This window comes from Desulfonatronum thiosulfatophilum, assembly GCF_900104215.1.
In the GTDB taxonomy this organism is placed as follows: domain Bacteria; phylum Desulfobacterota; class Desulfovibrionia; order Desulfovibrionales; family Desulfonatronaceae; genus Desulfonatronum; species Desulfonatronum thiosulfatophilum.
On sequence record NZ_FMXO01000007.1, the window covers coordinates 1 to 20,099 of the forward strand.

General features: G+C 56.4%; 20 protein-coding genes and 1 tRNA gene. 4 read left to right on the plus strand and 17 right to left on the minus strand.

Translation table 11 applies throughout. The features are described from left to right. Positions 1 to 192, minus strand: a 192-nt coding sequence (locus BLP93_RS16610; protein WP_482156188.1) for a transposase, incomplete at its 3' end; no start/stop codon positions are given. 258 nt (positions 193 to 450) lie between these two features. Then, positions 451 to 1,425: a BMP family lipoprotein gene (locus BLP93_RS06765; RefSeq protein WP_092119031.1), complete on the minus strand. Its 975-nt coding sequence runs from the start codon at positions 1,423 to 1,425 to the stop codon at positions 451 to 453. A gap of 35 nt (positions 1,426 to 1,460) precedes the next feature. Between BLP93_RS06765 and BLP93_RS06770 the strand changes: the two genes are divergently transcribed. Continuing rightward, positions 1,461 to 1,829 (plus strand): hypothetical protein, encoded by a 369-nt coding sequence (locus tag BLP93_RS06770; protein WP_092119034.1) that lies wholly within the window; start codon positions 1,461 to 1,463, stop codon positions 1,827 to 1,829. A gap of 927 nt (positions 1,830 to 2,756) precedes the next feature. Beyond that, positions 2,757 to 3,062, plus strand: coding sequence for a hypothetical protein (locus BLP93_RS16615; RefSeq protein WP_139162940.1), 306 nt, complete (start codon positions 2,757 to 2,759; stop codon positions 3,060 to 3,062). Between the two features lie 713 nt (positions 3,063 to 3,775). Here BLP93_RS16615 and BLP93_RS06780 read toward each other — a convergent pair. The 4 genes from BLP93_RS06780 to BLP93_RS06790 all read right to left on the minus strand — a co-directional run bounded on the left by BLP93_RS06780 (position 3,776) and on the right by BLP93_RS06790 (position 5,367). Continuing rightward, positions 3,776 to 4,039 (minus strand): hypothetical protein, encoded by a 264-nt coding sequence (locus tag BLP93_RS06780; protein ID WP_139162941.1) that lies wholly within the window; start codon positions 4,037 to 4,039, stop codon positions 3,776 to 3,778. Positions 4,040 to 4,055: 16 nt separating this feature from the next. Beyond that, positions 4,056 to 4,415, minus strand: coding sequence for a hypothetical protein (locus BLP93_RS16620; RefSeq protein ID WP_139162942.1), 360 nt, complete (start codon positions 4,413 to 4,415; stop codon positions 4,056 to 4,058). Between the two features lie 76 nt (positions 4,416 to 4,491). Then, complete coding sequence (locus BLP93_RS06785; RefSeq protein WP_139162943.1) at positions 4,492 to 4,848, minus strand: hypothetical protein; 357 nt, start codon at positions 4,846 to 4,848, stop codon at positions 4,492 to 4,494. A gap of 150 nt (positions 4,849 to 4,998) precedes the next feature. Next, positions 4,999 to 5,367, minus strand: a complete 369-nt coding sequence (locus BLP93_RS06790; RefSeq protein WP_139162944.1) for a hypothetical protein — start codon at positions 5,365 to 5,367, stop codon at positions 4,999 to 5,001. 67 nt (positions 5,368 to 5,434) lie between these two features. Between BLP93_RS06790 and BLP93_RS17010 the strand changes: the two genes are divergently transcribed. Next, a complete protein-coding gene (locus BLP93_RS17010; RefSeq protein ID WP_161946218.1) occupies positions 5,435 to 5,740 on the plus strand; it encodes a hypothetical protein in 306 nt (101 codons plus the stop codon). A gap of 11 nt (positions 5,741 to 5,751) precedes the next feature. On the opposite strand, the gene BLP93_RS06800 is transcribed toward BLP93_RS17010, so the two are convergent. The 5 genes from BLP93_RS06800 to BLP93_RS06820 all read right to left on the minus strand — a co-directional run bounded on the left by BLP93_RS06800 (position 5,752) and on the right by BLP93_RS06820 (position 12,269). Then, on the minus strand, positions 5,752 to 6,942 hold the full coding sequence (locus BLP93_RS06800) for an ABC transporter permease (RefSeq protein WP_092119052.1): 1,191 nt from the start codon (positions 6,940 to 6,942) through the stop codon (positions 5,752 to 5,754). After that, a complete protein-coding gene (locus tag BLP93_RS06805) occupies positions 6,939 to 7,637 on the minus strand; it encodes an ABC transporter ATP-binding protein (protein ID WP_244148669.1) in 699 nt (232 codons plus the stop codon). Before BLP93_RS06805 ends, BLP93_RS06800 begins: the two co-directional genes overlap by 4 nt. A gap of 2 nt (positions 7,638 to 7,639) precedes the next feature. Next, entirely contained in the window at positions 7,640 to 9,385 is a 1,746-nt protein-coding gene (locus BLP93_RS06810) for a PAS domain S-box protein (protein WP_092119058.1), read from the minus strand. 332 nt (positions 9,386 to 9,717) lie between these two features. Further along, positions 9,718 to 11,406 carry a TolC family protein gene (locus tag BLP93_RS06815; RefSeq protein WP_092119062.1) on the minus strand — a complete coding sequence of 563 codons (1,689 nt, stop codon included), beginning with the start codon at positions 11,404 to 11,406 and terminating at the stop codon, positions 9,718 to 9,720. Positions 11,407 to 12,180: 774 nt separating this feature from the next. Further along, a tRNA-Leu gene (locus BLP93_RS06820) sits at positions 12,181 to 12,269 on the minus strand. A 165-nt stretch (positions 12,270 to 12,434) separates the two neighbouring features. Here BLP93_RS06820 and fdhD point away from each other — a divergent pair. Then, on the plus strand, positions 12,435 to 13,220 hold the full coding sequence (gene fdhD, locus BLP93_RS06825; RefSeq protein WP_092119065.1) for a formate dehydrogenase accessory sulfurtransferase FdhD: 786 nt from the start codon (positions 12,435 to 12,437) through the stop codon (positions 13,218 to 13,220). A gap of 308 nt (positions 13,221 to 13,528) precedes the next feature. Here the strand turns inward: fdhD and BLP93_RS06830 are convergent, their stop codons facing one another. The 6 genes from BLP93_RS06830 to bamA form a co-directional block, all read right to left on the minus strand. After that, positions 13,529 to 14,347 carry an LpxI family protein gene (locus tag BLP93_RS06830; RefSeq protein ID WP_244148670.1) on the minus strand — a complete coding sequence of 273 codons (819 nt, stop codon included), beginning with the start codon at positions 14,345 to 14,347 and terminating at the stop codon, positions 13,529 to 13,531. A 30-nt stretch (positions 14,348 to 14,377) separates the two neighbouring features. Continuing rightward, the gene (gene lpxA / locus BLP93_RS06835) at positions 14,378 to 15,199 is read right to left on the minus strand and encodes an acyl-ACP--UDP-N-acetylglucosamine O-acyltransferase (RefSeq protein ID WP_092119070.1); all 822 of its coding nucleotides are present in this window, start codon (positions 15,197 to 15,199) and stop codon (positions 14,378 to 14,380) included. Further along, positions 15,199 to 15,666, minus strand: coding sequence for a 3-hydroxyacyl-ACP dehydratase FabZ (gene fabZ / locus BLP93_RS06840; RefSeq protein WP_092119074.1), 468 nt, complete (start codon positions 15,664 to 15,666; stop codon positions 15,199 to 15,201). Before fabZ ends, lpxA begins: the two co-directional genes overlap by 1 nt. After that, positions 15,653 to 16,699, minus strand: coding sequence for a UDP-3-O-(3-hydroxymyristoyl)glucosamine N-acyltransferase (lpxD, locus tag BLP93_RS06845; RefSeq protein ID WP_092119077.1), 1,047 nt, complete (start codon positions 16,697 to 16,699; stop codon positions 15,653 to 15,655). Before lpxD ends, fabZ begins: the two co-directional genes overlap by 14 nt. Positions 16,700 to 16,706: 7 nt before the next feature. Continuing rightward, positions 16,707 to 17,225 (minus strand): OmpH/Skp family outer membrane protein, encoded by a 519-nt coding sequence (locus tag BLP93_RS06850; protein WP_092119080.1) that lies wholly within the window; start codon positions 17,223 to 17,225, stop codon positions 16,707 to 16,709. Positions 17,226 to 17,395: 170 nt separating this feature from the next. Next, a complete protein-coding gene (bamA, locus tag BLP93_RS06855) occupies positions 17,396 to 20,083 on the minus strand; it encodes an outer membrane protein assembly factor BamA (RefSeq protein ID WP_092119083.1) in 2,688 nt (895 codons plus the stop codon). Positions 20,084 to 20,099: the final 16 nt, after the last annotated feature.

The following is a 20,099-nucleotide window of genomic DNA, read 5'->3' on the forward strand; positions in this document are numbered from 1 at the left end:
CAACCCGACCATGAGCCGGATTGGTTTTGCTGGGCGCCCTTTCTCGCTGTAGTAAACCGTAAACTCATCATCGAAGTGCTGCCAAGGGATCTGTTTAGCCAGTTGAAGCAGAGAATGATGGGGATTGAGTTGTTTCAACAAATCCGGATAGAGGAAGTTGCCTTGATTACAATTTTTCTTTTTCGCCTTCATAGTCACTCCAAAATCAGTGATTTTTCGACCGGCTTATTACAGAAATACTGCAGTAACTGGTTGAAAATGTACTACGAAATAGAAAAAATGTCAAACAATTTTAAATAGTTGATCTATTTTCAGGGCAGACTAGTTACAAAATGACCAGCGAATGCTTCTTGCCGGTCCGGTAGATAAGGCCCCTGTCAATGAAATTGATTTCCTAAATGTTCTCTTGGTCCGCACCATGTTTCGATGTTTCGAAGCCGGGTGGAATAATTACCGGGTCGGATCAATGACGACGATCTCGCCGGAGATGATTTCCGCCTTGGCCGACTCCACGGCATCAAGCGCATCCTGGGGGATGATGTCGCGGGTGTATTGAAAATCCGAGGTGCCGACTCCGCCTTCGGCCACGCCGAAATGACGCTCTCCCGGCTGGAGATTCCCTTCCACCAGGCTTCGGATGGTTTCATAAACAGCCACGTCAACGCGCTTGACCATGCTGGTTAACACCGTGCCTGGAGCCAGATGGTCCTGCTCGGAATCCACCCCGACAGCATGGAATCCATTTTCCTGGGCAGCGGATATGACTCCAATTCCTGTTGCTCCACTGGCATGGTAGACGATATCGGCCCCACGTTCGTTCTGCGAGATGGCCAATTGTTTGCCCAATGCCGGGGCGCGAAAACTTCCCGCATAGTCAACCAGCACTCGAGCATCCGGATTGACGAAGCCGACTCCTTGTTCGAATCCGCTTTGAAATTTACGAATGAGCGGGACCTCCATTCCTCCGACAAAACCAACGATATTGCTATTTGTCATCTTTCCCGCGAGTACGCCCACCAGAAATGAGCCGTCGTGCTCCATGAAAGTCACTGAGCTGACATTCGGGGCAGATACCACGCTGTCGACAATGGCAAAGTTAATGTGTGGGAAATCTTGGGCAACCTGTGTCAAGGCAGCTTCATGTTGAAACCCGACTGCGAAAACCAGATCGTAATCTTCCATGGCAAATGCTTTCAGGTGGTCTTCCAAGTTTTCAACATCCTTGGGCTCGATAAACTGGAAGGAGATGCCCATGTCTTTCTTGGCCTTCTGCAATCCACGCAGAGCAGCATCATTAAATGTCAAATCGCCCAAACCTCCTGTGGAGAAGACGATCCCTACTCTTTGTTCAGCTGATGCGGTAAACGTCATGGTTAGCAATCCAAGCAGAACGAGAAACATCAAACAACCTGACCTCCGGAACATACAAGCCACCTTTGTGTTATTGCTGTTGAGTCACAATGTTTTTGCAAAGCCTGTCGAAGAACATATTTTCCCCGGCGTTACAAGCAATTCTCTTGGCCGACAAATTACATGGCGGTTGCCGCAAACAATCTGTCGGAAATTCCGACAGGTTCACGAATAGGAGCAACCTTCAGTTGTTGCAAAAATTGCAACAACTGCCATGGCTTGGAAAATCGTACAGAAAAAAGACAGCGGGAAGAAAAGCTGTGACTGACGAGACATCCGGCCTTCCTTCGCGCCGGAAGCGCTATGCCGACTGGCTGGCGAACGTCAAGGGGTGCATTGTCGCCGCACGCAACCGTGCGGCCTTGGAGGGACGATGCGGGCGGCAGTCTGCTGCCCAATTGCCGTGGTTCCACAGGTAGAGCTCAAGGCCATAGGTGAATTGGCGAACGAGTCCTGGGAATGGAATACTAAAGTCTGATTTCACAAGGGAACCGCTTGTTTCGCTCAGGACTCAAAGGTCGCCAAGAAATCTTTTGGTAAGCAGGAAAGAGCTGCTTTCCAAAAGATTTTCGCTCCCTGCCGGGAAATAGTGCCCTCAGGCATGAAACCTTTTGGCGGCTGCATCTTTCCAGCAGGAGCCAAAATTCGTTCTTCTTTGCGACCCCCGTGCCATGAGCGAAGCGGGCGGTTCACATCCAAGGTTCCTCTCTTCCAAATGTCGAAGTCTGATATCACAGAGTCAGGAGTGGGCCTGACTTGGCAATGCCTCCTTTCCTCCGTCATCCTCCTGCTCTCCTACGGACATGATCCAATGCAACGCATGCGACGAATCGCGGGTCAGGGCCAGCTTTGGTTGCATCCATTTCCAGCGTGGTCTAAGCGAATACCAGTCCTGATTCGATTGCCAGGACGGCAAATCGGAAATGTGGCGCAGCCACAGCCCGCAGGGGCCGGACACAGGACGTGTCCGGATAGTTCTGCGCCTTGTCATCAGGTTTTTTGAACAGCCTACGGATTCGGACTTTATCAACACGCAGCGACGCTTCTGCTTCTGAAAGACAGGAAGACCACCCGTGAAGTGTTCGGCACGTACATCCATACGGGTGTATCCGCTAGGAGCGGGAACAGCCGGTGCGATACATCAGCATCCAGAATGCTCTGACACTAAAGTTGGCAGTGCCAATAAAATTGGCACAACCACTAAGGCTTAATCTGGTTGGTACTGTTCTGTAACAATATTAAATCCTAGTGTTTTTCTCATGGTGTAAAATGTGCTAATTATGCTTCAAGGCAGGCACATCCATATTGATTTAAACCTGAAATCTGTTTCAAAAAAGGAGATTGCGATGCAAAAGATAATGGTGAATATTTTGGCCGCAGTTATCATTTTAAGTGTTTTTGTTGCATCAGCGACAGCTTCTACAGGACTGGAAGCGGCTTACAACAGATGTTTAGAAAACTGTGTCGAACTTGATAAGGCAGTTTGTGAGCAGTGTTGTGAAAAGGCTTTTGAGCCTGTAGTTATAAACTGTCGAATGAAATTCATAAACTGTTTGAAATATTGTAAAAATGACAAGAGGTGCGAGAATAATTGTTATTATAAAGTGCAATCTTGCGGAACCGGCGCAAAAGGCGAGCATGTCTGTCCGTAAAATGGGCAGGTACTTTACCTTGTTCTGTGAATTTTTACAAAAAGGCAAAGCAATGCGTAAACTGTTTTCGTCTGCGTTCCTTGGCTTGGCTTTGTCAATTCTGGCCTGTTCCTCATCTCACGCCAATAGCGGCACCTACATTGACTGCATCCATGGCTGTCCCATTTTAATCATTTGCAGTAATTGTTGCAACGAAACATTTAGTGATGTATTGACAAAATGTAATGCGAATCAAAATCGATGTGAAGCCTTGTGTCCGCCAAATACCTCAAAATGCCTTAACCCAAATGTCTTTGGGATCGAAACGTGTTTGCAGCAAGCTTCAAAAAATTTAAAATGCCCACAATGGAAAAGTGTAGCACGGCCACAGGCTGTGTTAACAAGATCTGCAGCCTCAGAATGCAGATTCTGCTACGAAGATGACAGATGAAAGTTTAGAAATCCAAAAATAATTGTCCATCAATAAAGCCTGTCGAATAACCGACAGGCTTTTTTGGTATCCAAAAACAAAATGAGATCCAAAGTTAATAGTTTGTATTCCAAGTCTCATTTCTTGATGTTCAAAATCTATTCTTTGAAATCCCAAATTTTGCCGATTAAAAAATATTGGATCGACATGGCATTGGAAAAGCCATTCAAAGTCACCAGATAAACTTCATTTTATTAATTCAGGCCAATGGTTGCGGATCGTTTTGTGGAATATCTCAAGTAGGTCAAGCGACACGCCAATCATTCGCATCGACTTGAGCATTTTTTTGCTGCATGTTCACCGACCATGCAGCCCACCACAGCTTGCGCACGGCAAAGGCCCAGCGGGGCATCGTCAAATCAGCGCCGCCCAGGGCGAAGGCCACGCCAGCCAGCAAAGGGCCGAGCAAGGTCGCAGCCGGGAACGAAGCCCAGTGCAACCCCACGGCCAACGCGACGGATCCAAGAAAAAAGGCGGCCCACAAGCCGACGGGGCTGAAGCGAAACATTACCGCTACATCACTGCTAATCATTGAGGCATAGCGGCAGGGAACTTCCGCTCATTTTGCCGCAGTTCCAGCCCGAATCCGGGTAATATCCGCACGAGTTTCCCGTAGTTACGTGACCGCTGACTCCCGGAGGAATATAGCTGGAGAGACCGTCACGGGAGATGTCCCTTGTCACCGCGCCTTTGCTGCCACCGACAAAACCGTTTCCGCAGTTGCCATATGAGGGTACGAACAGAATCCAGTATTTAATACCTTTACACCTACAGGCATAATTCTCGTCAGCCAATGCAGGCGTGACCGCTGTAAAGACCAGGGCGCAGACGATGATCAGCGCACAGGCAACTTTTTTTGGATCCGTTTTCCACATTGTACTCATGATCGTTCCTCTTTGGTTGGATGGTGAGATATTGACTTGATAATGAATGTTTCATGCCTTGCAAAAAACCATAATTTTAAAAGGGTACAATGCCGCTCGTTGTGCCGCCTGCCCTCATGCCTCCCATTTTCGTGCCAGAACTCTGACTCGGCATTGTATAGGTAACCATGACCATGCCATTATAGATACCGACAGTATTTATCGTGTAACCATAGCTTCTTAAACAGCCCGGAATCTCATAAGCAATATCAATGGTCGAGTTGGGTATTGTGTTTCTGTATCCCCAGGCATTCAGGTTGGTTCTCATGCAGCTCAGTCCGGAATCGGCATCGGCCTTTGGCACAGTGACCACACAGAACAGGACAATCGAGGCAAAGAGGACACCTGAAGCAAAACAAAAGATACCGTTAATCAGTTTTTTTTCTCCCATCATTTCCTCCGGTTCAGTGATTGAACCACCACTTCTGAATTGTTTGAATGCCCTGGGTAGCTCCCCAGGACTGAAACACGATGTCACGCCATGATGCTTCTCATTCGATCGCGAGGCGATGCCGGAGAATGTCTATCAAATATCGAAATGACTCTAACGGTCATCCTCATGACAAAACCTGCACTCTGATGTCTTCGTCAAACCCGGCTGCGGGCCGCCGGTCTTCCAGTGCGGGCAGTCGAAATCCCGGGAACCTTGCCCCAGGCAGTCATTCCTGTCGCGCATGCAGATGTTCAAGCAGTCCATGGCGCCCGGAGGGCACAGGGCCTCGCACTGGTCCCGTTTCGCGTCGCAGGCCCCCAGGATGCTCCTGAACGTCTCGTTGCAGCAGCTGGTGCAGACGATCAGGTCGGGGCAGCCGTGGATGCAGTCGATGTAGGTGCCGGTGGCGGCATGAAGGTTGGGCGTTGCCATAAACAACAGGGCCAGGGCCATGGAAGCGGTCAATGACAATTTTCGCATTTCCTCTCTCCTCGTGAACGTTAGGTATTGGATTTATGCCGATAAAATCCCTGATAGAGCACTATACATGCCAGAGAAGAACTTGCACTATTCCGGGATGTTGCCAAATTCGCCAACCGTCAAGGCGACATTTTGTCGCGCCAACTTTCCTGGCGCTGCCAATATTGGTGGCTGGCTTGAGGGATGTCAGGAAGAACCCCCGCAGGGCCGCACAAATAGGATCACGGCAGAGCAGGCCGCGGAAACCCTGGTGATCCTCCATGCTGAGAGAGGATCTGTGGCTGTCGGTAGGTTTGAAATTGTTCTGGCACAGTCCATCAAGGCACGTGTAGGATTAAAACTGGCACCCAATGAGGTACCCTTTTCGGACTAACGCCCACGTAGTTACTCGGCTCGCAAGGCCTGGATGGGATTGAGGGCCGCGGCCTGGCGGGCCGGGTAGTAGCCGAAGAAGATGCCCACGGCAGCGGAAACGCCGACGCCCAGGAGCAGGGCTCCGTGAACGAGTTCGAACTGCCATCCGGAGTAATGGGCGATGCCGTAGGAAGCGCCGACGCCGATGAGGATGCCGAGAATTCCGCCCACCAGAGAGAGCAGCACGGACTCGATCAGGAATTGCCACTGAATGTCCCGCTTCTGCGCGCCCAAAGCTCGGCGGATACCGATCTCCCGGCGGCGTTCGCTGACCGAGACCAGCATTACGTTCATCACGCCCACCCCGCCCACGACCAGGGAGATGCTGCCGATGGCGCCCAGGAGCAGGGTGAACATCCGGGACTGGCGCTCCATATGCTCAATGATCTGTTCCGGGCTGGTCACCCGAATCTGTTTCGGCCGGGCCAGACCGGCAAAGTACGCCTGCACTTCCGCTGTGGCCTGGCTGGCCGTGACGCCCGGTTCCAGCCGGGCCATGACCGTGCGGATGGCGTTTTGCGGTGAGATGCGCAGAACCGTGGTGATGGGCAGCATCAACCCCTCGCTGGCCTCGTAGGGCCGCATCGCGCCCATGGCCGCCGGGTGCAGGATTCCGGCAACGGTCAGTTTGCGATTGTCGAAATAGAGGTGTTCTCCCACATCCACGGCTATGCCCTGGCCCATCAGCCGTTGGGCGAGGTTTCCGCCGAGCACGGCATGGGACATGAGCACGTCCAGGTCCGAGATGAACCGGCCCTGGTCCAGTTCCAGCTTGTTCAGGTCGACAAAGGATTCTGTCACGCCCAGCAGCGGAATGGAAACCCGCTGGCCCTCCCGGCGCAGCTCGCCAAAGGCCGAAGCGTACGGAGCCACGGTCCGGATCGTCGTCAACCGCTCCGGCAAGGCCAGGGCCTCTTCCAAACTGAAGCCGGTCGGTTCTCCGCTCCGGTCTCCGCGTCCCTGCTCCATCTGGATGGAGATGATGTCCGTGCCCATTTCCATGAACTGACGCAGGGTTTCGCGTTGGGCCAGAGCTCCGGTGGAGACCAGGGCGATCACCGAGCCGATGCCGATGACAATGCCAAGCAGAGCCAGGATGGAGCGCTGCTTGGCGGCGATCAGGGACCGGGAGGCTTCCCGGAGGTTGGCTTTGAGCATCATGGCGTGGCCCTCGCGTGGGCGCCGCTTTCCGCGATCACCCCGTCCTTCATCCGAACCACCCGCCGGCACTGGGCCGCGATGTGCGGATCGTGAGTGATCAGGATCGTTGTAATGTTCCGGCTAGCGTTAAGATCCAGAAACAGGTTCATGATGTCCTGGCCCACCCTTGTATCCAGGGCTCCGGTGGGTTCGTCGGCCAGGATGATGGACGGCGATCCGGCCAGGGCTCGGGCAATTGCCACTCGCTGCTGCTGGCCGCCGGACAGCTCCGTTGGCTTGTGTCCGGCCCGCTCGGCCATTCCCACCCGCTCCAGCATTTCCCGGGCGATCCGCTTTTGCTCCCGCTCGCCCATGCCCCGGTAAATCAGGGGCAGACAGACGTTTTCCAGGGCGGTGAGCCGCCCCAGCAGATTGAACTGCTGAAAGACGAAGCCGATCTTTTGGTTGCGGATGGTGGACAGCTCCCGGTCCGACAGAGAGGAAGTTTCCCGACCTTCCATCAAATAGCGGCCCGAGGTAGGCTGATCCAGAAAGCCGATCACGTTCATCAGTGTGGATTTGCCGCACCCGGACGTGCCCATGATGGACACCAGCTCCCCGGCCCCGACCTCCAGGTCCACCCCCTTGAGCACCTCCACCTGCACAGGCCCCAGGGTGAAGGACTTGCGGATGTTTTCCAGCTTGAACAGGATCATGCTCACCACCCCACCAACCGGTCCTCAACCTGCAGTCCGGCGAGAATCTCCACGGCGTTCAGCGTGGTCATGCCGGTCTGGACTTCCCGTTCCTCAATCTGGTCGTCGTCCAGGAGCACCCGGACCAAAGACTGGCCGCGCTGGGGGCGAACCAGGTGCAGGGGCAGGAGCAGGGCAGCGGGGTTGTCGTGAACCAGAACCTCCAGGTCCGCGCTCATGCCCACGCGGATCACCTCTTCAGCTTCCGGCCCCAGTTCCGGGATGGTGATCTGGACGTCGAAAGTGGGCGCCTGATGCCCGCTGCCGCCTGTGGCCTGGGCCGAAATGTGGGCCACCAGGCCGGACAGGGTCAACCCCGGAAAAGCGTCGCCCCGGGCCGTGACCTTCTGGCCCGCGATGAGCTTGCCGATGTCCACCTCGTCCACCTTGGTCAGCACCCGCAGCCCGCTCAGATCGCCCAGGGCCAGCAGGGCGGCCCCGGCCGTGACCCGGGCTCCGCGGTCCAGGGAGAGCTTCTTGTCTTCCTCCACCGTGGGCCGGACCACCACGCCGGAGGCCGGAGCCAGCACCCGAGCCCGGGCCATCTGGTTTTCCAGCTCCGCAAGGCGCAACTCGGCGTTTTCCAGCTCCATGCGGGCGATCATCACGTTGTCCGAATTGGCCTTGTCCCGGGTGGAGGCCAGGTCTTCCCGGCTGGCAATCAGATCCGTGGTCGAGGACTGGACCTGCTGTCTGGTGGTGTCCAGTTCGTTGGCCGGAATCAGCCCCCGGGAAAAGAGCAGCTCGCTTTCTTCCAGCTTGCGGCGGTCGGTTTCCAGCTTGTTTTCGGCCCGTTCCACGCTGCGCCGAGCCCGAGCCATATCCTGGCCGCTGTCCCAGTCCCGCAGCTCGGCATACTTCTGCACGGCCTTGATCCGGGCGCCCCGGGCCTCGCGCAGCTTGACCTCCAGCTCGGATGCGTCCAGCACCAGCAACAGGTCGCCTTGGCGCACCCGCTGGCCGAAAATGAAGTGGTTTTCGAGAATCCGGGCGTCGAAGGGCGCGGTGACGACGATTTCCTCCACCGGCTGGAGCCGGCCTGACAGGGAAATGGTGGCCGTCAGGGGCTGGGTCCGCACCGTATGCACCTGGCGGGTCGGAGCGTTGGAGACAGAGGCCGAGGCGGTCAGTCCGGGCAGGGACTTGAGGGCGGTAAAACCCTGGAAATGAACAACCCCCAGGCTGACGAAAAAGAGGATCACGGCAAGGGTGGCCAGAATGCGCACCACATGGGCCCGTTTCAGGGCCTGGGTCAGCCGGGTATTGGATTCTTCCAGGTCGCCGTAGGCCAGGGCCAGCTTGCGGTTGTTTTCCCGTTCTTGTTCCTGGAGTGTCTTCAGGGCCGTGATGTCTGAGAAGACCAGGATCACGCCCCGGGCTTGGTCGTCCACTGCGCCGCACAGATAGGACGAGGTCAGGGAGAGGGTGGCCCGCGTCCCGCCGGGACGGATGAAGTCCACGGTCTCCCGCCGGCCCACGACCTTTTCGAAGATCGCGTCCAGCACGACCTGGTTGAACTCGTCGTTGGCCTCGTCCATACCCATAAAAACTTCGGCAAAGGTCCGGTCGCACACACGGTCCCGGTCCAGGTTGAGGATCTCAGCGGCAGCCGGGTTGAACAGGGTGATCCGGCCTTGAAAATCCAGGGCCATCACCCCGTCGCGCATGTTTTCCAGAATATTAAGGTGCAAATGGTCCGCGGGGTTCATGACGGATCCTTTTCAGGTTTAGAGACTCGGTAGATGCGGCACGACATTTCGAGCAATGTGGGAACGAATCAGCTCGCAGTACGCTTAAGTGAACCGCCCGCTTCGCTCAGGACGCAAAGGCCGCCAAGAAGAGATTTTTGCCTTCCACCGGAAAATGCGGAAGGCAAAAGGCTCACCGCCTAACGGCAATATTTGATCCCTCCCGCAGGGAGGAGACAATGTTTTGGAAAGCAGCTTCTTCCCCTGCTTTCCAAAAGTGTTTTCTTTGCGAACTTGGCGACTTAAGCGAAGCGGGCGGTTTACAATTTTAAAAGTCACGCTCCACCTTTCCGTTAGCGGTCCAGCAACCAGACCTTGCCGCCAAGATACTGTTCTTCCAAGTCGGCGCGCTCCGCGATAAAGGCGATGCCCCAGGTGTCCAGGGTCGTGGCCAGAAGAGCGTCCAGCTCGGTCAGGGAATTCTGGTAATTGATGATGGAGTCGTTGAGGCTGTTGCGGGCGTTGCGCAGCCGGTCCTGCTCGATGATGAAGCTGGTGTTGGACATCTGACCCAGCTGGTATTTCAGTTCGCTGAAATGATAGGTCTGTTCGGAGAGCTCGTAGGTGCGCCGGGCCAGCTCGACCTGCTTCAGACGTGATTCCACGGTAAGAACCCGCTGTCGCACCAAATTTTCCAGATTTTCCCGGTTGGTAACCAGCGCCATTTCCGCCCGGCGCAGGGCGATGCGCGCCGCGAGCAGGGGCTGTTCCCGGTCGTACTTGGGGTCGCCGTAGATGGGCAGGGGAATTTTTAGGGCTACGCCCACCCGCCATTCATCCTGGCGAAAATCCGGCTCCGGGTGCCGGCGGCGCCAGCCGTCGGTATAGGCGCCTTCCAGGTCCAGGTCCCAGCGCCGCTGGTTCAGAACGTCCTCCAGGTTCATCCGGGCCAACTCCAGGGCGTTGTGGGCGGAGAGGAATGCCTGGTTGCGCTCCAATGCCAGCTTCAGGCTGTTCTCGAAATCCGGGGTCACGACATGCAGTTCGATGGGTTCGGTCAGGGCGATGGCCGTGCCGCTGTCCAACTCCAGGCGGCGGACTAGGTTCAGTTGGGCGGTATCCAGCTCCTGCCGGGCTGTTTCCAAATCCAGCTCCTTCTGGGCCAGATCGGCTTCGGCCTGCAAGCTTTCGTTGGCCGCGCGGCGGCCGGCGGCGATAAGCACCCGGGTATCCTCCAGGTGCTTGTTGGCCTTGGCCAATGCGTCCTCGGCCAGTTCCAGGCGCTGCCTAGCCCGCATCATGGCCCGGTAATCCGTGATCACCCCGTTCACCGTGCCGATCAGTGTGTCCCGTAACGCACGAACGTCGTCTTCTTCCTGCATCGCGGCCCGGACCAGGGAAGCCGTGTTGTAGCGGATGCCGCCGCTTCTGAGCAGAGGCTGACGAAATCCCACGGACCAGCCCGTCAGGCCGGTCTCCCGGCTGCCGATGTCGCCGTAGCGATTCCGGGTCCCGGTGAACGTGTTGTCCCAGGCAAAGGACAGCTCAGCTCCGGTGGGCACTTTCTGGGTCACGGTGGTGACGACTCCGGCATCCACGGTTTCGGTCCGCGACCGTTCCGCATCCGGTCCGCCCGCGACGTACCGGCTGGAGGAGCCGACGATAGAGGCGTCCGCCTTGGGCTCTATTTTGAGATTCGGGTGGAACTTGGACAGATCTCTGCCCAAAGAGAATTTCTGGAGGATCCGGCCCAGATAGGCGCTTTCGATCTCCCGGTTCCGGCGCAGGGCCAGATGGACGGCCTCGGTCAGGTTCAGCTCCAGAACCTCGGGCAAACCGGGTTCCATGGTCAGCGGCAGGACGTATTCCGTACCCTGGTCCGGAGTCTGGTCTCCGGCCGCTTGCCGGGTTTGAAGCAGAGCCTTCAATTGGTCCTGGCCAGGCGACCGACTCCAGGCAGACGTCGCGCCAGCCCAGGTCCAAACAGCCAGGATGAACAGTACGAACGCAAGAACGGATTTACAAAGTGGTCGGTAAGGCATGCTCTTCACGCTTCATGCGTCAGTTTCATTCTCTGTTGTTATCTGCATATGCCCACGGAATTCAGCAGGCAATTCGTTTCATGGACGGTTCCCGTTGGAGACAGTATCTATTGCAAACTCTCCCACTATAGCAACACTTTTTGATACATAAGACGCCAAAAGATCCGTGGCGGAAGATGTTGATGAAGGAAAGACTTAGAAGTGTCACGCTCTAGAGCGTCAGGCTGGTGTACGAACCTGAGTAACCGGTATGTCCGCGAGCGTCCTGCTGAACCAATAGATAAACGGCTAAACAGCTCTTTCAGGCCTCGGTTGGCCTGGATTGTGCCCGCTATGCAAGCGCCGTGAAAGCAGTCAACTACAGACGGTCATATCTCAATGATAACTTGTGTTCTTATTTATTCGCAGAGCTAAAGACGTTCGCATGGAAAACGGGGAGCAGGGGGAGCTTGCTCTTGGTTAGGACGGACTGGGGTTGGGAGCAAAATTGTTTTCTGAAATTTCCTAAGAAACCACACAGGACTCTGTATGGAACGTTATTAAGGCGGTTCCAGCTAAATGGTAAAGAGCCACCAGTGGCGGCCTCTGCTGCGCCTGCATGCCGTGGGTGGACGGAAAGTGAGTCCTAGCCGATTCTGGTGGGCGATCTTCTCTAGGACTGGCTATGTTGTGGAAGGGGGGAGATGGCGGGAGGGTGGCTCACAAAAAATAGCTTTCTACTCATATAGCGACGCTTACGCAGATTGAATGCAATTCATCGGAATCTTTGTAAAATGGTGCCCGGGGCCGGAATCGAACCGGCACGCCCATCTCTGAGCGAGGGATTTTAAGTCCCTTGTGTCTACCAGTTCCACCACCCGGGCACACTACGGTTCATTAGCCTTTCGAGCTTTGTCTCGTCAATCATCGCCGACCTTATACACGGGTATGGCGACACATTCGCTCTTTCGTCGGGGAGGGGAATCTGTTATGTGGCATGATCATTTTCTGTTTCCTCCCCATTCTGCAATATGGAGAATTTCGTTGACATGAATACCGAACCGTCGATCATAACTACGTCCACGATCATTCTTACTCCCCTGGGGCAGGAAGGGGCTTTGGAGCGGGTGCTTCTCGAGCAGCCCGTTGAAGTCGCGCTGAATGAGCGGGTGATTGGTTCGGCCATGGTTCTGGCGGAGAATCTGGAGGAGTTCGGGGCTGGGTTTTTGTTCGGCCAGGGGTACGTCTCCTCTCCCGAGGAGATCGTGGAAGTGGTGCTTTGCGATCAGGGCAGGGTCACGGTGTATGCCCGGGTGGATGACAAGACCGAGCCGGAAACCATCGTGACGTCCGGATGCGGGGGGACGGGTCGGATCAGCCGCAGGATGCTGGAAGAGGATTTTCCGGAGGCCTCCGGAAATTGCATCAATTTTGTCCAGATCGGCGACCTGATCCGGGGAACCCTGAATAACTCGACCCTGTCACAGGACACCCACTGCGTTCATGCCTGCGGATATTGGGCTGATGGGCGTTATTTGGGATGCTTCGAGGATGTCGGCAGGCACAATGCCGTGGACAAAGTCATCGGGGCCATTCTTCTGGGGCGGTTTCCCACTGGAGGGGCCATCTACACCACAGGCCGCCTGACGTCGGACATGGTCCTGAAATGCGCCCGCATCGGCATTCCCATCGTCCTTTCCCGCTCGTCGCCCTCGTCGCTTGGACTGGAAATCGCTAAAAGGGCTGGCCTAACCTTGGCAGGATATGCGCGGCCGAATCGGTTGAACGTCTTCCATGCGCCCTGGCGCATCACGAACAACGGCACCGGGGAGTGACGTTGCGCTTTTGTGATTTTACCGATCCATCGCGCTTGAGCCGGAAAAGCTTGAATTTAAGCAACTAATCAGCTGAGGTCCGTCTTGCCTTGATTTTTCGGCCTCGCAGACTACTTCGCCGGCTTCGTAACATCAAACCATTGCGTGAATAAACAGCATTTGGAGCTTCAAGTGCTTGGCAATGGTTTGATGAACGAATCCTGGCTCACTCAAACATGCGAGACCGCAAAATCAAGACAAGCCGGACCAATCCCGCGTACTTTCAGAATATGCTGAATAGTTTACAAATTTAATCTCAGACCAGAAAATTATGATCGTAATCCCACGATGCTGATGCCGGCCTTGTCGGCCAGGGTGAGGCTTTCTTCGAGGTGGATGAAGAGGCTGCGGGCGGCTTCCAGGGCCAGACAGGATGCCTTGGCCTCGATCATGGTTTGGATGGTTTTGGGGCCGACGGCCGGGAGATCCAGACGGGCATCCTGGATGGGCTTGAAGAGTTTGATCACCACGCAGCCCGGGCCGACCAACTCCCCGGCACGGAGAATCGTGGCATCCGTGCCTTCCAGGCCTTCCACGGCCACGGTGGTCCGCTTGCGGACGACGATGCATTGTCCGATGTCCAGCGCCCCGATCTGACGGGCCATGGGCCATCCGAAATCAATGTCCGCCTGCTCCTCGGAAGTTGGGCCGCGCCGGGTCAGTACTCCTTCCGGAGAACGCAGATGGGGCAGGAAGTCCATCGCGGATACCACGGACATCCCTTCGCTTTCCAATTCGCCTGTTATTGCCCGAAGCAGAACGTCGTCCTGTGTATTCTTGACTTTCCAGAGCAGCTTGGCAGCCCGCCAGTCCGGCCGCAGATCAACAGCCCGGGCCTTGTGGATTTTGCCCGCCATCACGATCCGGCTTACGCCCTGTTTCTTGCAGAACGCAATCAACTTCCCCAGCTGGCCCAGGTTCTGCCATTGCCAGGCATCCATGCTATCGGCCAGCGAGGGATCCGTTTCTCCCGCAAATCCAACGCCCACGACCCGCAACCCCATGCTTCGGGCGCCTTCAAGCACCAGCTGAGGCAAGTGTCCTCCGCCGGCGATGATGGCCATTGTCTCGTTGGGTATTGCTGTCATGTTCCGGAGCTGATCCTGATACGCTCCGGCCTAGTAGACCGGGATATCCTGCCCGTTCACGGCCAGTTGATTGTCCGCTGAGACGCCGCGGACCGTGAACTGCAGGAAATCGATGAGAAAACCAACTTCAGAAGATTCGGGGTAGGCGGCCTGTACTTCCGCAATGGCGTCCTGGCGTTTTTTTCCAGAGCGCCAGATGATCTTGTACGCTTTTTCGATCTGGCTCACGGCCTGGCTGGAGAAGCCCTGGCGCTTCAGACCGATGACGTTGGGGCCATACAATTTGGCCGGAGTGCCCGTGGCGATCATGTACGGAGGGATGTCCAGACTGATGCCGGCCTTTCCGCCGATAAAGGCGTAAGCCCCGATCCTGGCGAACTGGTGCACGGCGCACAAACCACCAAGCACGGCCTTGGTCCCGACATGGACATGGCCGCCCAAGGTCGCGGCATTCGCCATGATCACCTTGTCATCCACCACGCAATCGTGGGCCACGTGGGCATAGGCCATAAACAGGCAATCCGAGCTGACGCGGGTTACGCCGCCGGCGTCCACGGTTCCCCGGTGCATGGTGCAGTACTCTCGGATCAGGTTGCGGTCGCCGACTTCAAGGCGCGTTGGTTCGCCCTTGTATTTGACGTGCTGGGGATCGCCGCCGAGAAAGCTGAAGGAATGGACATGGTTGTCCGCGCCAAGGCTGGTGTGGGCATGAATTCTCGAATGTGCGTCAATTCGCGTTCTGTCGCCGATGGAGACGTCCGCCTCGATGATGCAGTATGGCCCGATCTGGACGTCCTGTCCCAGCTGCGCCCCCGGATCCACCAGAGCTGTGGAATGAATCTGCGTTGCCATTATGCTCGCTCCAGATCGACAAAGGCGCCGCTCAACGTAGCCTCGGCCACCAAATTTCCGTTGACATGGGCTGTACCGGTCATTTTCCAGACGTTCATCTTGTTGCGGACATGGTTCATATCCAGCAACAGTTGATCTCCGGGAACGACCTGGCGGCGAAACTTGACCTTTTCCAGGCCGGTAAAGACAAAGAGCTTGTCCTTCAGTTCCCCGGCCGGCCGGCTTTTCAACAGGAGCAGCCCGGCGGTCTGGGCCAGTGATTCGACGATGAGCACTCCGGGCATCAGGGGGTAATCCGGAAAATGACCCTGAAAGTGCGGTTCGTTGAAGGTGACGTTCTTGATGGCCTGTATGCTCTTGTTCGGAATGAATTCCAGAATTCTGTCCACAAGAAGGAACGGATAGCGGTGCGGAAGCAGATCCATGATGCCGCGAATATCAATCAGCGAAGGGTCACTGTTGTTCATTTTCTTCCTCAGACAATTGCGTTTTTAACAATGCCAATTCCTTTTCCAACGCGGCCAGGCGTTTTCCCATCTCCGGGAGACGATTCCAGGACGCGGCAATACGCATGAACTTTTTAGCTTCCACGGCCGGACTGCCCAGGTAATCCCGGCCGCCCTGCAGGGAACGGTTCACTCCGGACTTGGCGCCGACGCGGCAGTCGTCTCCCAACTGCAGATGGTCGGCAATGCCAACCTGGCCGGCCAGTGTGACCCTGTTCCCGAGTTTGGAACTGCCCGCCACCCCGACCTGGGAAACCAGGATGCAGTGCGCGCCGACTTCGACGTTGTGCCCGATCTGGACCAGGTTATCTATTTTCGTGCCGGCGCCGATATGCGTGGTCCCAAGTGTGGCCCGGTCTATGGCGGCGTTGGCGCCGATTTCCACCTGATCGTCGATCCGCAGATTGCCGACCTGCGGCATCTTTTCCAAGCCCGTAGCGCAGGGAGTATACCCAAATCCGTCGCTGCCGAGCACGGTGCCGGGGTGAACGATTACGTCGTTGCCGATGGAGGTTCCGGACATCAGAACAACGTTGGGATACAAAACGACACGCTCGCCGATCCGGCAGTTCTCGCCCACGTAGACGCCGCTGAACAGCGTGCTGCCTTTGCCGACCTGGGCATCCTTGCCGATAAAGACAAAGGGATACACCGTCACGGAATCATCCACCGATGACTCCGGGTGGATGTACGCCATGTCGCTTTGTCCGGTCAGACAACCCTGGGGCGTTGCGAAAAGTCGCAACGCCCGGGTGAAGTCGAGGTAGGGATTGGTGCTGATCAGAGCGGAACCAACGCCGTCGAGATACTCCTGTTGCAGGATGACCGCACCGGCCCTGGAGGTTTTCAGCAAGGGGGCGTATTTCGCCCCTGCCAGAAAACTCAGGTCTTGGGGGCCGGCCTTTTCCAGACCGGCAACCCCTTGAATGACGGTGTCTGACCCATGCATGGGCAGGCCGAGCCGGCTGGCCAGTTCGGAGAGAGTGTGCCCCATGGCCGGGCTACTTCGCCTGCCAGGCTTTGTTCAGCTCCTGAATGATGGGCTGGGTGATGATCACGGACTCGTCCGCATAAACAAGCCCTGCCGCGGTTCCGTCAATGATCATGCTGAAGTTGTTCGCCTTGCCGTATCTGTCGATTACGCTCAGCAGCAATTCCAGAATCGGCTCGCTGAGACGATCCTCTTCGGATTTCATCTTCACCTGAAACGCCTGGAACTGATCCTGGAAATCGCGAACGACCCGGCGGTATTCCAATTCCTTGTCCTGCTTCGCCTCCTGGCTCAAGACCATGCTCTGGCGCTGCAGTTCGTCGCGCAATTTGGTGATGGCCTCGTTCTGCTTGTCCAGTTCGGTTTTCATGGACTCGAAGCGGGTGCGCAACTCCTGCATGGCTTGCTGGCCGGGAACCGAATCCGAGATGACGGTCTGCATGTCCACGATGCCGATTTTTGTCTGAGCCCAGGACACGCCGGGCAAAAACAGCGTGATGCAAAGAAGGGCACTCAAAAATAAACGCATAAATACTCCTTGCTGTGATTTGTTGAATATGTTCGGGTTGAAGATAACGTTTCAAATAAATGTCGCGCTACGCGATTTGCTTCTCCGCCATGGACCAGTCCTCCATTATAATCGTGATGGGACACGATGTACATCATGGCGGATAAGGCGAGACGACGGACAATGTGGAGCTAGAAAATCTGGCCGATGGAGAATTCAACCCCGCTGCGCTTTTCTCCATCCAGGCGATCCAGTCCGTATCCATACTCCAGGCGCAACGGTCCCAGGGGGGAATACCAGCGGATGCCCGTGCCGACGCTCTTGTAGAGCTTGGAGCCGAAGGTTTCATCGTCGTCCCAGACGTTGCCGGCATCGAAGAAGAGCAGTCCGACCAAGCCCAAGTCCTTGTTCAGGGGGAAAAGATACTCGAAGTTGGTGAAAAATTGCTTCGTGCCGCCGATGCGGTCGTTCGTCGCCGGATCCCGCGGGGAGATCTCCCAACCCGGATATCCTCGGACGCTGTCGATGCCCCCCAGGTAGAACCGCTCGAAAACAGGTGCTTCCTTGCCATCGTTGTCAAACAGGACTCCGACTTGGCCGCGCCAATGGAAGACGGTGTCCCAGAAGAGCGGGTAATAGAAATGAGAGTCGTAAATAGTCTTGATGAAATCGTCGTCGCCCTGCAGCAAACCTCCGGAGTATTGTATAGAGGCAGTATTCACGGTCCCGCGAGAGGGGTTGAAAATGCGGTCCGTCGTGTCTCGGGAAATGGCGGCATAGGTGGAACTTGCCCATTTCGTGCCTTCAGCGTCACGTATCTGTCGTGCGGCATGTTCCCGCACATCGGAGATCGTGTAGCGCTCCAGTCGGTAATTCCAGAACAACTTGGTATATTCGCCCAGTGGGTAGGATAGCCGGAACCGACCCCCCACGGCTTTGCGTTCGTAATCCTTATAATCCCGAGTCCAATAATAGAGGTCCGAGCCGACGCCGAGCAGCGTATCCCTCCAGGCCGGATTGGTCAGGCTGATGTCGTAGGCCGTGCTCCGGCCGCTGAAGGTTCCCCGGAAGGCTAGGTTGTAGGCCCTGCCGAGAAGGTTCCGTTCCTGGACCGTGGCGGAGAAGAAAACCTTGTCCAGGCTGGAATAGCCCGCGCCGGCGCTGAGCATGCCGGTGGGTTTTTCTTTCACCGTGACCTTCAGGTCCAGCTCGCTGGGGTTGGGCGTCGCCAGGGTCTCGATGTCCACAAGCTCGAAAAAGTCCAGTCGAACCAAGCGTTCATTGGACCGGGCCAGCTGGCTTCCGCTGAAAAGATCGCCGTCGCCGAGCCGCATTTCCCGACGGATGACGTTGTCCCGGGTCTTGGTATTGCCCTCGATCATCACGCGACGAATGTAGACCAGCGAGCCTTTGTCCAGGACGTACACCACGTTGACCAGCAGTTCGTCCCGTTGGATGTCCAGCTGGGCGTCGCTCTGGGCAAATGCATAGCCGTATTCCGTATAGTGGTCGGCCAACCGCTGCAGGTCCTGACGCAGGACCGAACGGTCGAAAAAGGCGTTTTTGGCCTGGAGGTCGTCCAGGTTGATCAGGTTCATCAATTGCTCTTCCGGCTCCAGCAGATCGCCACGGAAGGCAATGGTTCCCACCTTGTATCGCGGCCCTTCCTCCACCTTGAACGTGATCCGGATGCCTTCCTCCAGGTATTCCACTTCTGGCTGACCTACCCGGGCGTCGAGAAAGCCGCGGTTGGCATAGTAGGCTTCCAGGGCCGCGGCGTCGCGCTCCAGGAGTTCTTCGCGCAGGATTCCCGTGCCGGTCAGCCAGGAGAACAGGCCGCGTTCGCCGAGGACCAGCTCGTTTTTCAGTTCACGTTCGCTCAGGGAATGCGCGCCTTCGATCCGTATGTCACGAATGAACAGTCTGTTGCCCTCGTCGATGGTGATGTTCAGCCTCGCCTGGCGCGGGTCGGTCTGCTCCAGGGAATAGTCCACCTGGGCGAGGTAATATCCTTTCTGGCGGTACAGTTCCCGGATCTTGCCCAGATCGTCGGACAAGATGCGGGGGTTGATGATGCTGCCCGTCCGGGTAGTGATGGCCTTCAGGATGTCGCCTTCCTTGATCTCCTTGGCGCCGAGAACGCTGATGGCCTGAATCCGCGGGCGCTCGGCCACCACGAAAGTCAGGACCTTGCCTTCAGGACCATCCTCGACCCGGATGGAGATGTCGTCGAAAAAGCCCAGGTCAAACAGGCGGCGTACATCCTCGTTGACCACTTGCGGATCGTAAATGTCGCCCCGCTGACTGCGGATGCGCAGCAGCACGACATCGGAGCCGAGAGTCTGATTGCCTTCCACTTCGATCCGGGCGATGGTTTCAACCTGGCGCAGTTCACGGGTGATCCGCTCAACCAGTTCGTCCACTGCCGGAAGCAGGTTGATCAACCCTTCTCGGACAACGAAAAAAGATTTGGCGGGACGCAGGCCGAAGGCTTCCACCATCCGCACGTCCAGGCTGATGTTCTCGCCGATCTGGTTGAAGCTGCCGTAGATGCTGTGCGCGGACGCGGAGAGCAGCGCCAGGTCCCGGGCCGAGGCCAGGTCGAGCTCGGTCAGCTCCTGGGCTCTGAGCAGCTGGATGGTCTGATCCCCGGGATGGACCTCGAAGCCGTTGTCGCGCAGACGATCCCGCAACAGCTCCGGCAGGCTTTCCTGGAGATATTCCAAATCGGGTGCGGCATTAATCTCGAAGGGGAGCACGACCAGCTTGATGGCCTGCCCGGATTGAGCGTGGGCAAAACGCTGCTCACCCGGGAGCAGGAAGCTGAACAGACATGCACAGATCAACATCAGCGCAAACGGACGGAAATTGGAGGTCATAACATTCCTCGCACAG

Excerpts from the sequence above, each read along its gene's own strand:
- BLP93_RS06785 (WP_139162943.1), bottom strand. The coding sequence starts at position 4,848 with ATGATGGGAGAAAAAAAACTGATTAACGGTATCTTTTGTTTTGCTTCA.
- BLP93_RS06815 (WP_092119062.1), bottom strand. The coding sequence starts at position 11,406 with ATGCCTTACCGACCACTTTGTAAATCCGTTCTTGCGTTCGTACTGTTC.
- BLP93_RS06780 (WP_139162941.1), bottom strand. The coding sequence starts at position 4,039 with ATGTTTCGCTTCAGCCCCGTCGGCTTGTGGGCCGCCTTTTTTCTTGGA.
- BLP93_RS06805 (WP_244148669.1), bottom strand. The coding sequence starts at position 7,637 with ATGATCCTGTTCAAGCTGGAAAACATCCGCAAGTCCTTCACCCTGGGG.
- BLP93_RS17010 (WP_161946218.1), top strand. The coding sequence starts at position 5,435 with ATGCCAGAGAAGAACTTGCACTATTCCGGGATGTTGCCAAATTCGCCA.
- fdhD (WP_092119065.1), top strand. The coding sequence starts at position 12,435 with ATGAATACCGAACCGTCGATCATAACTACGTCCACGATCATTCTTACT.
- BLP93_RS06770 (WP_092119034.1), top strand. The coding sequence starts at position 1,461 with ATGTTTTTGCAAAGCCTGTCGAAGAACATATTTTCCCCGGCGTTACAA.
- BLP93_RS06850 (WP_092119080.1), bottom strand. The coding sequence starts at position 17,225 with ATGCGTTTATTTTTGAGTGCCCTTCTTTGCATCACGCTGTTTTTGCCC.
- fabZ (WP_092119074.1), bottom strand. The coding sequence starts at position 15,666 with ATGAACAACAGTGACCCTTCGCTGATTGATATTCGCGGCATCATGGAT.
- BLP93_RS06790 (WP_139162944.1), bottom strand. The coding sequence starts at position 5,367 with ATGCGAAAATTGTCATTGACCGCTTCCATGGCCCTGGCCCTGTTGTTT.
- BLP93_RS16615 (WP_139162940.1), top strand. The coding sequence starts at position 2,757 with ATGCAAAAGATAATGGTGAATATTTTGGCCGCAGTTATCATTTTAAGT.
- BLP93_RS06830 (WP_244148670.1), bottom strand. The coding sequence starts at position 14,347 with ATGACAGCAATACCCAACGAGACAATGGCCATCATCGCCGGCGGAGGA.
- lpxD (WP_092119077.1), bottom strand. The coding sequence starts at position 16,699 with ATGGGGCACACTCTCTCCGAACTGGCCAGCCGGCTCGGCCTGCCCATG.
- BLP93_RS06800 (WP_092119052.1), bottom strand. The coding sequence starts at position 6,942 with ATGATGCTCAAAGCCAACCTCCGGGAAGCCTCCCGGTCCCTGATCGCC.
- BLP93_RS06765 (WP_092119031.1), bottom strand. The coding sequence starts at position 1,425 with ATGTTCCGGAGGTCAGGTTGTTTGATGTTTCTCGTTCTGCTTGGATTG.
- bamA (WP_092119083.1), bottom strand. The coding sequence starts at position 20,083 with ATGACCTCCAATTTCCGTCCGTTTGCGCTGATGTTGATCTGTGCATGT.
- lpxA (WP_092119070.1), bottom strand. The coding sequence starts at position 15,199 with ATGGCAACGCAGATTCATTCCACAGCTCTGGTGGATCCGGGGGCGCAG.
- BLP93_RS16620 (WP_139162942.1), bottom strand. The coding sequence starts at position 4,415 with ATGAGTACAATGTGGAAAACGGATCCAAAAAAAGTTGCCTGTGCGCTG.
- BLP93_RS06810 (WP_092119058.1), bottom strand. The coding sequence starts at position 9,385 with ATGAACCCCGCGGACCATTTGCACCTTAATATTCTGGAAAACATGCGC.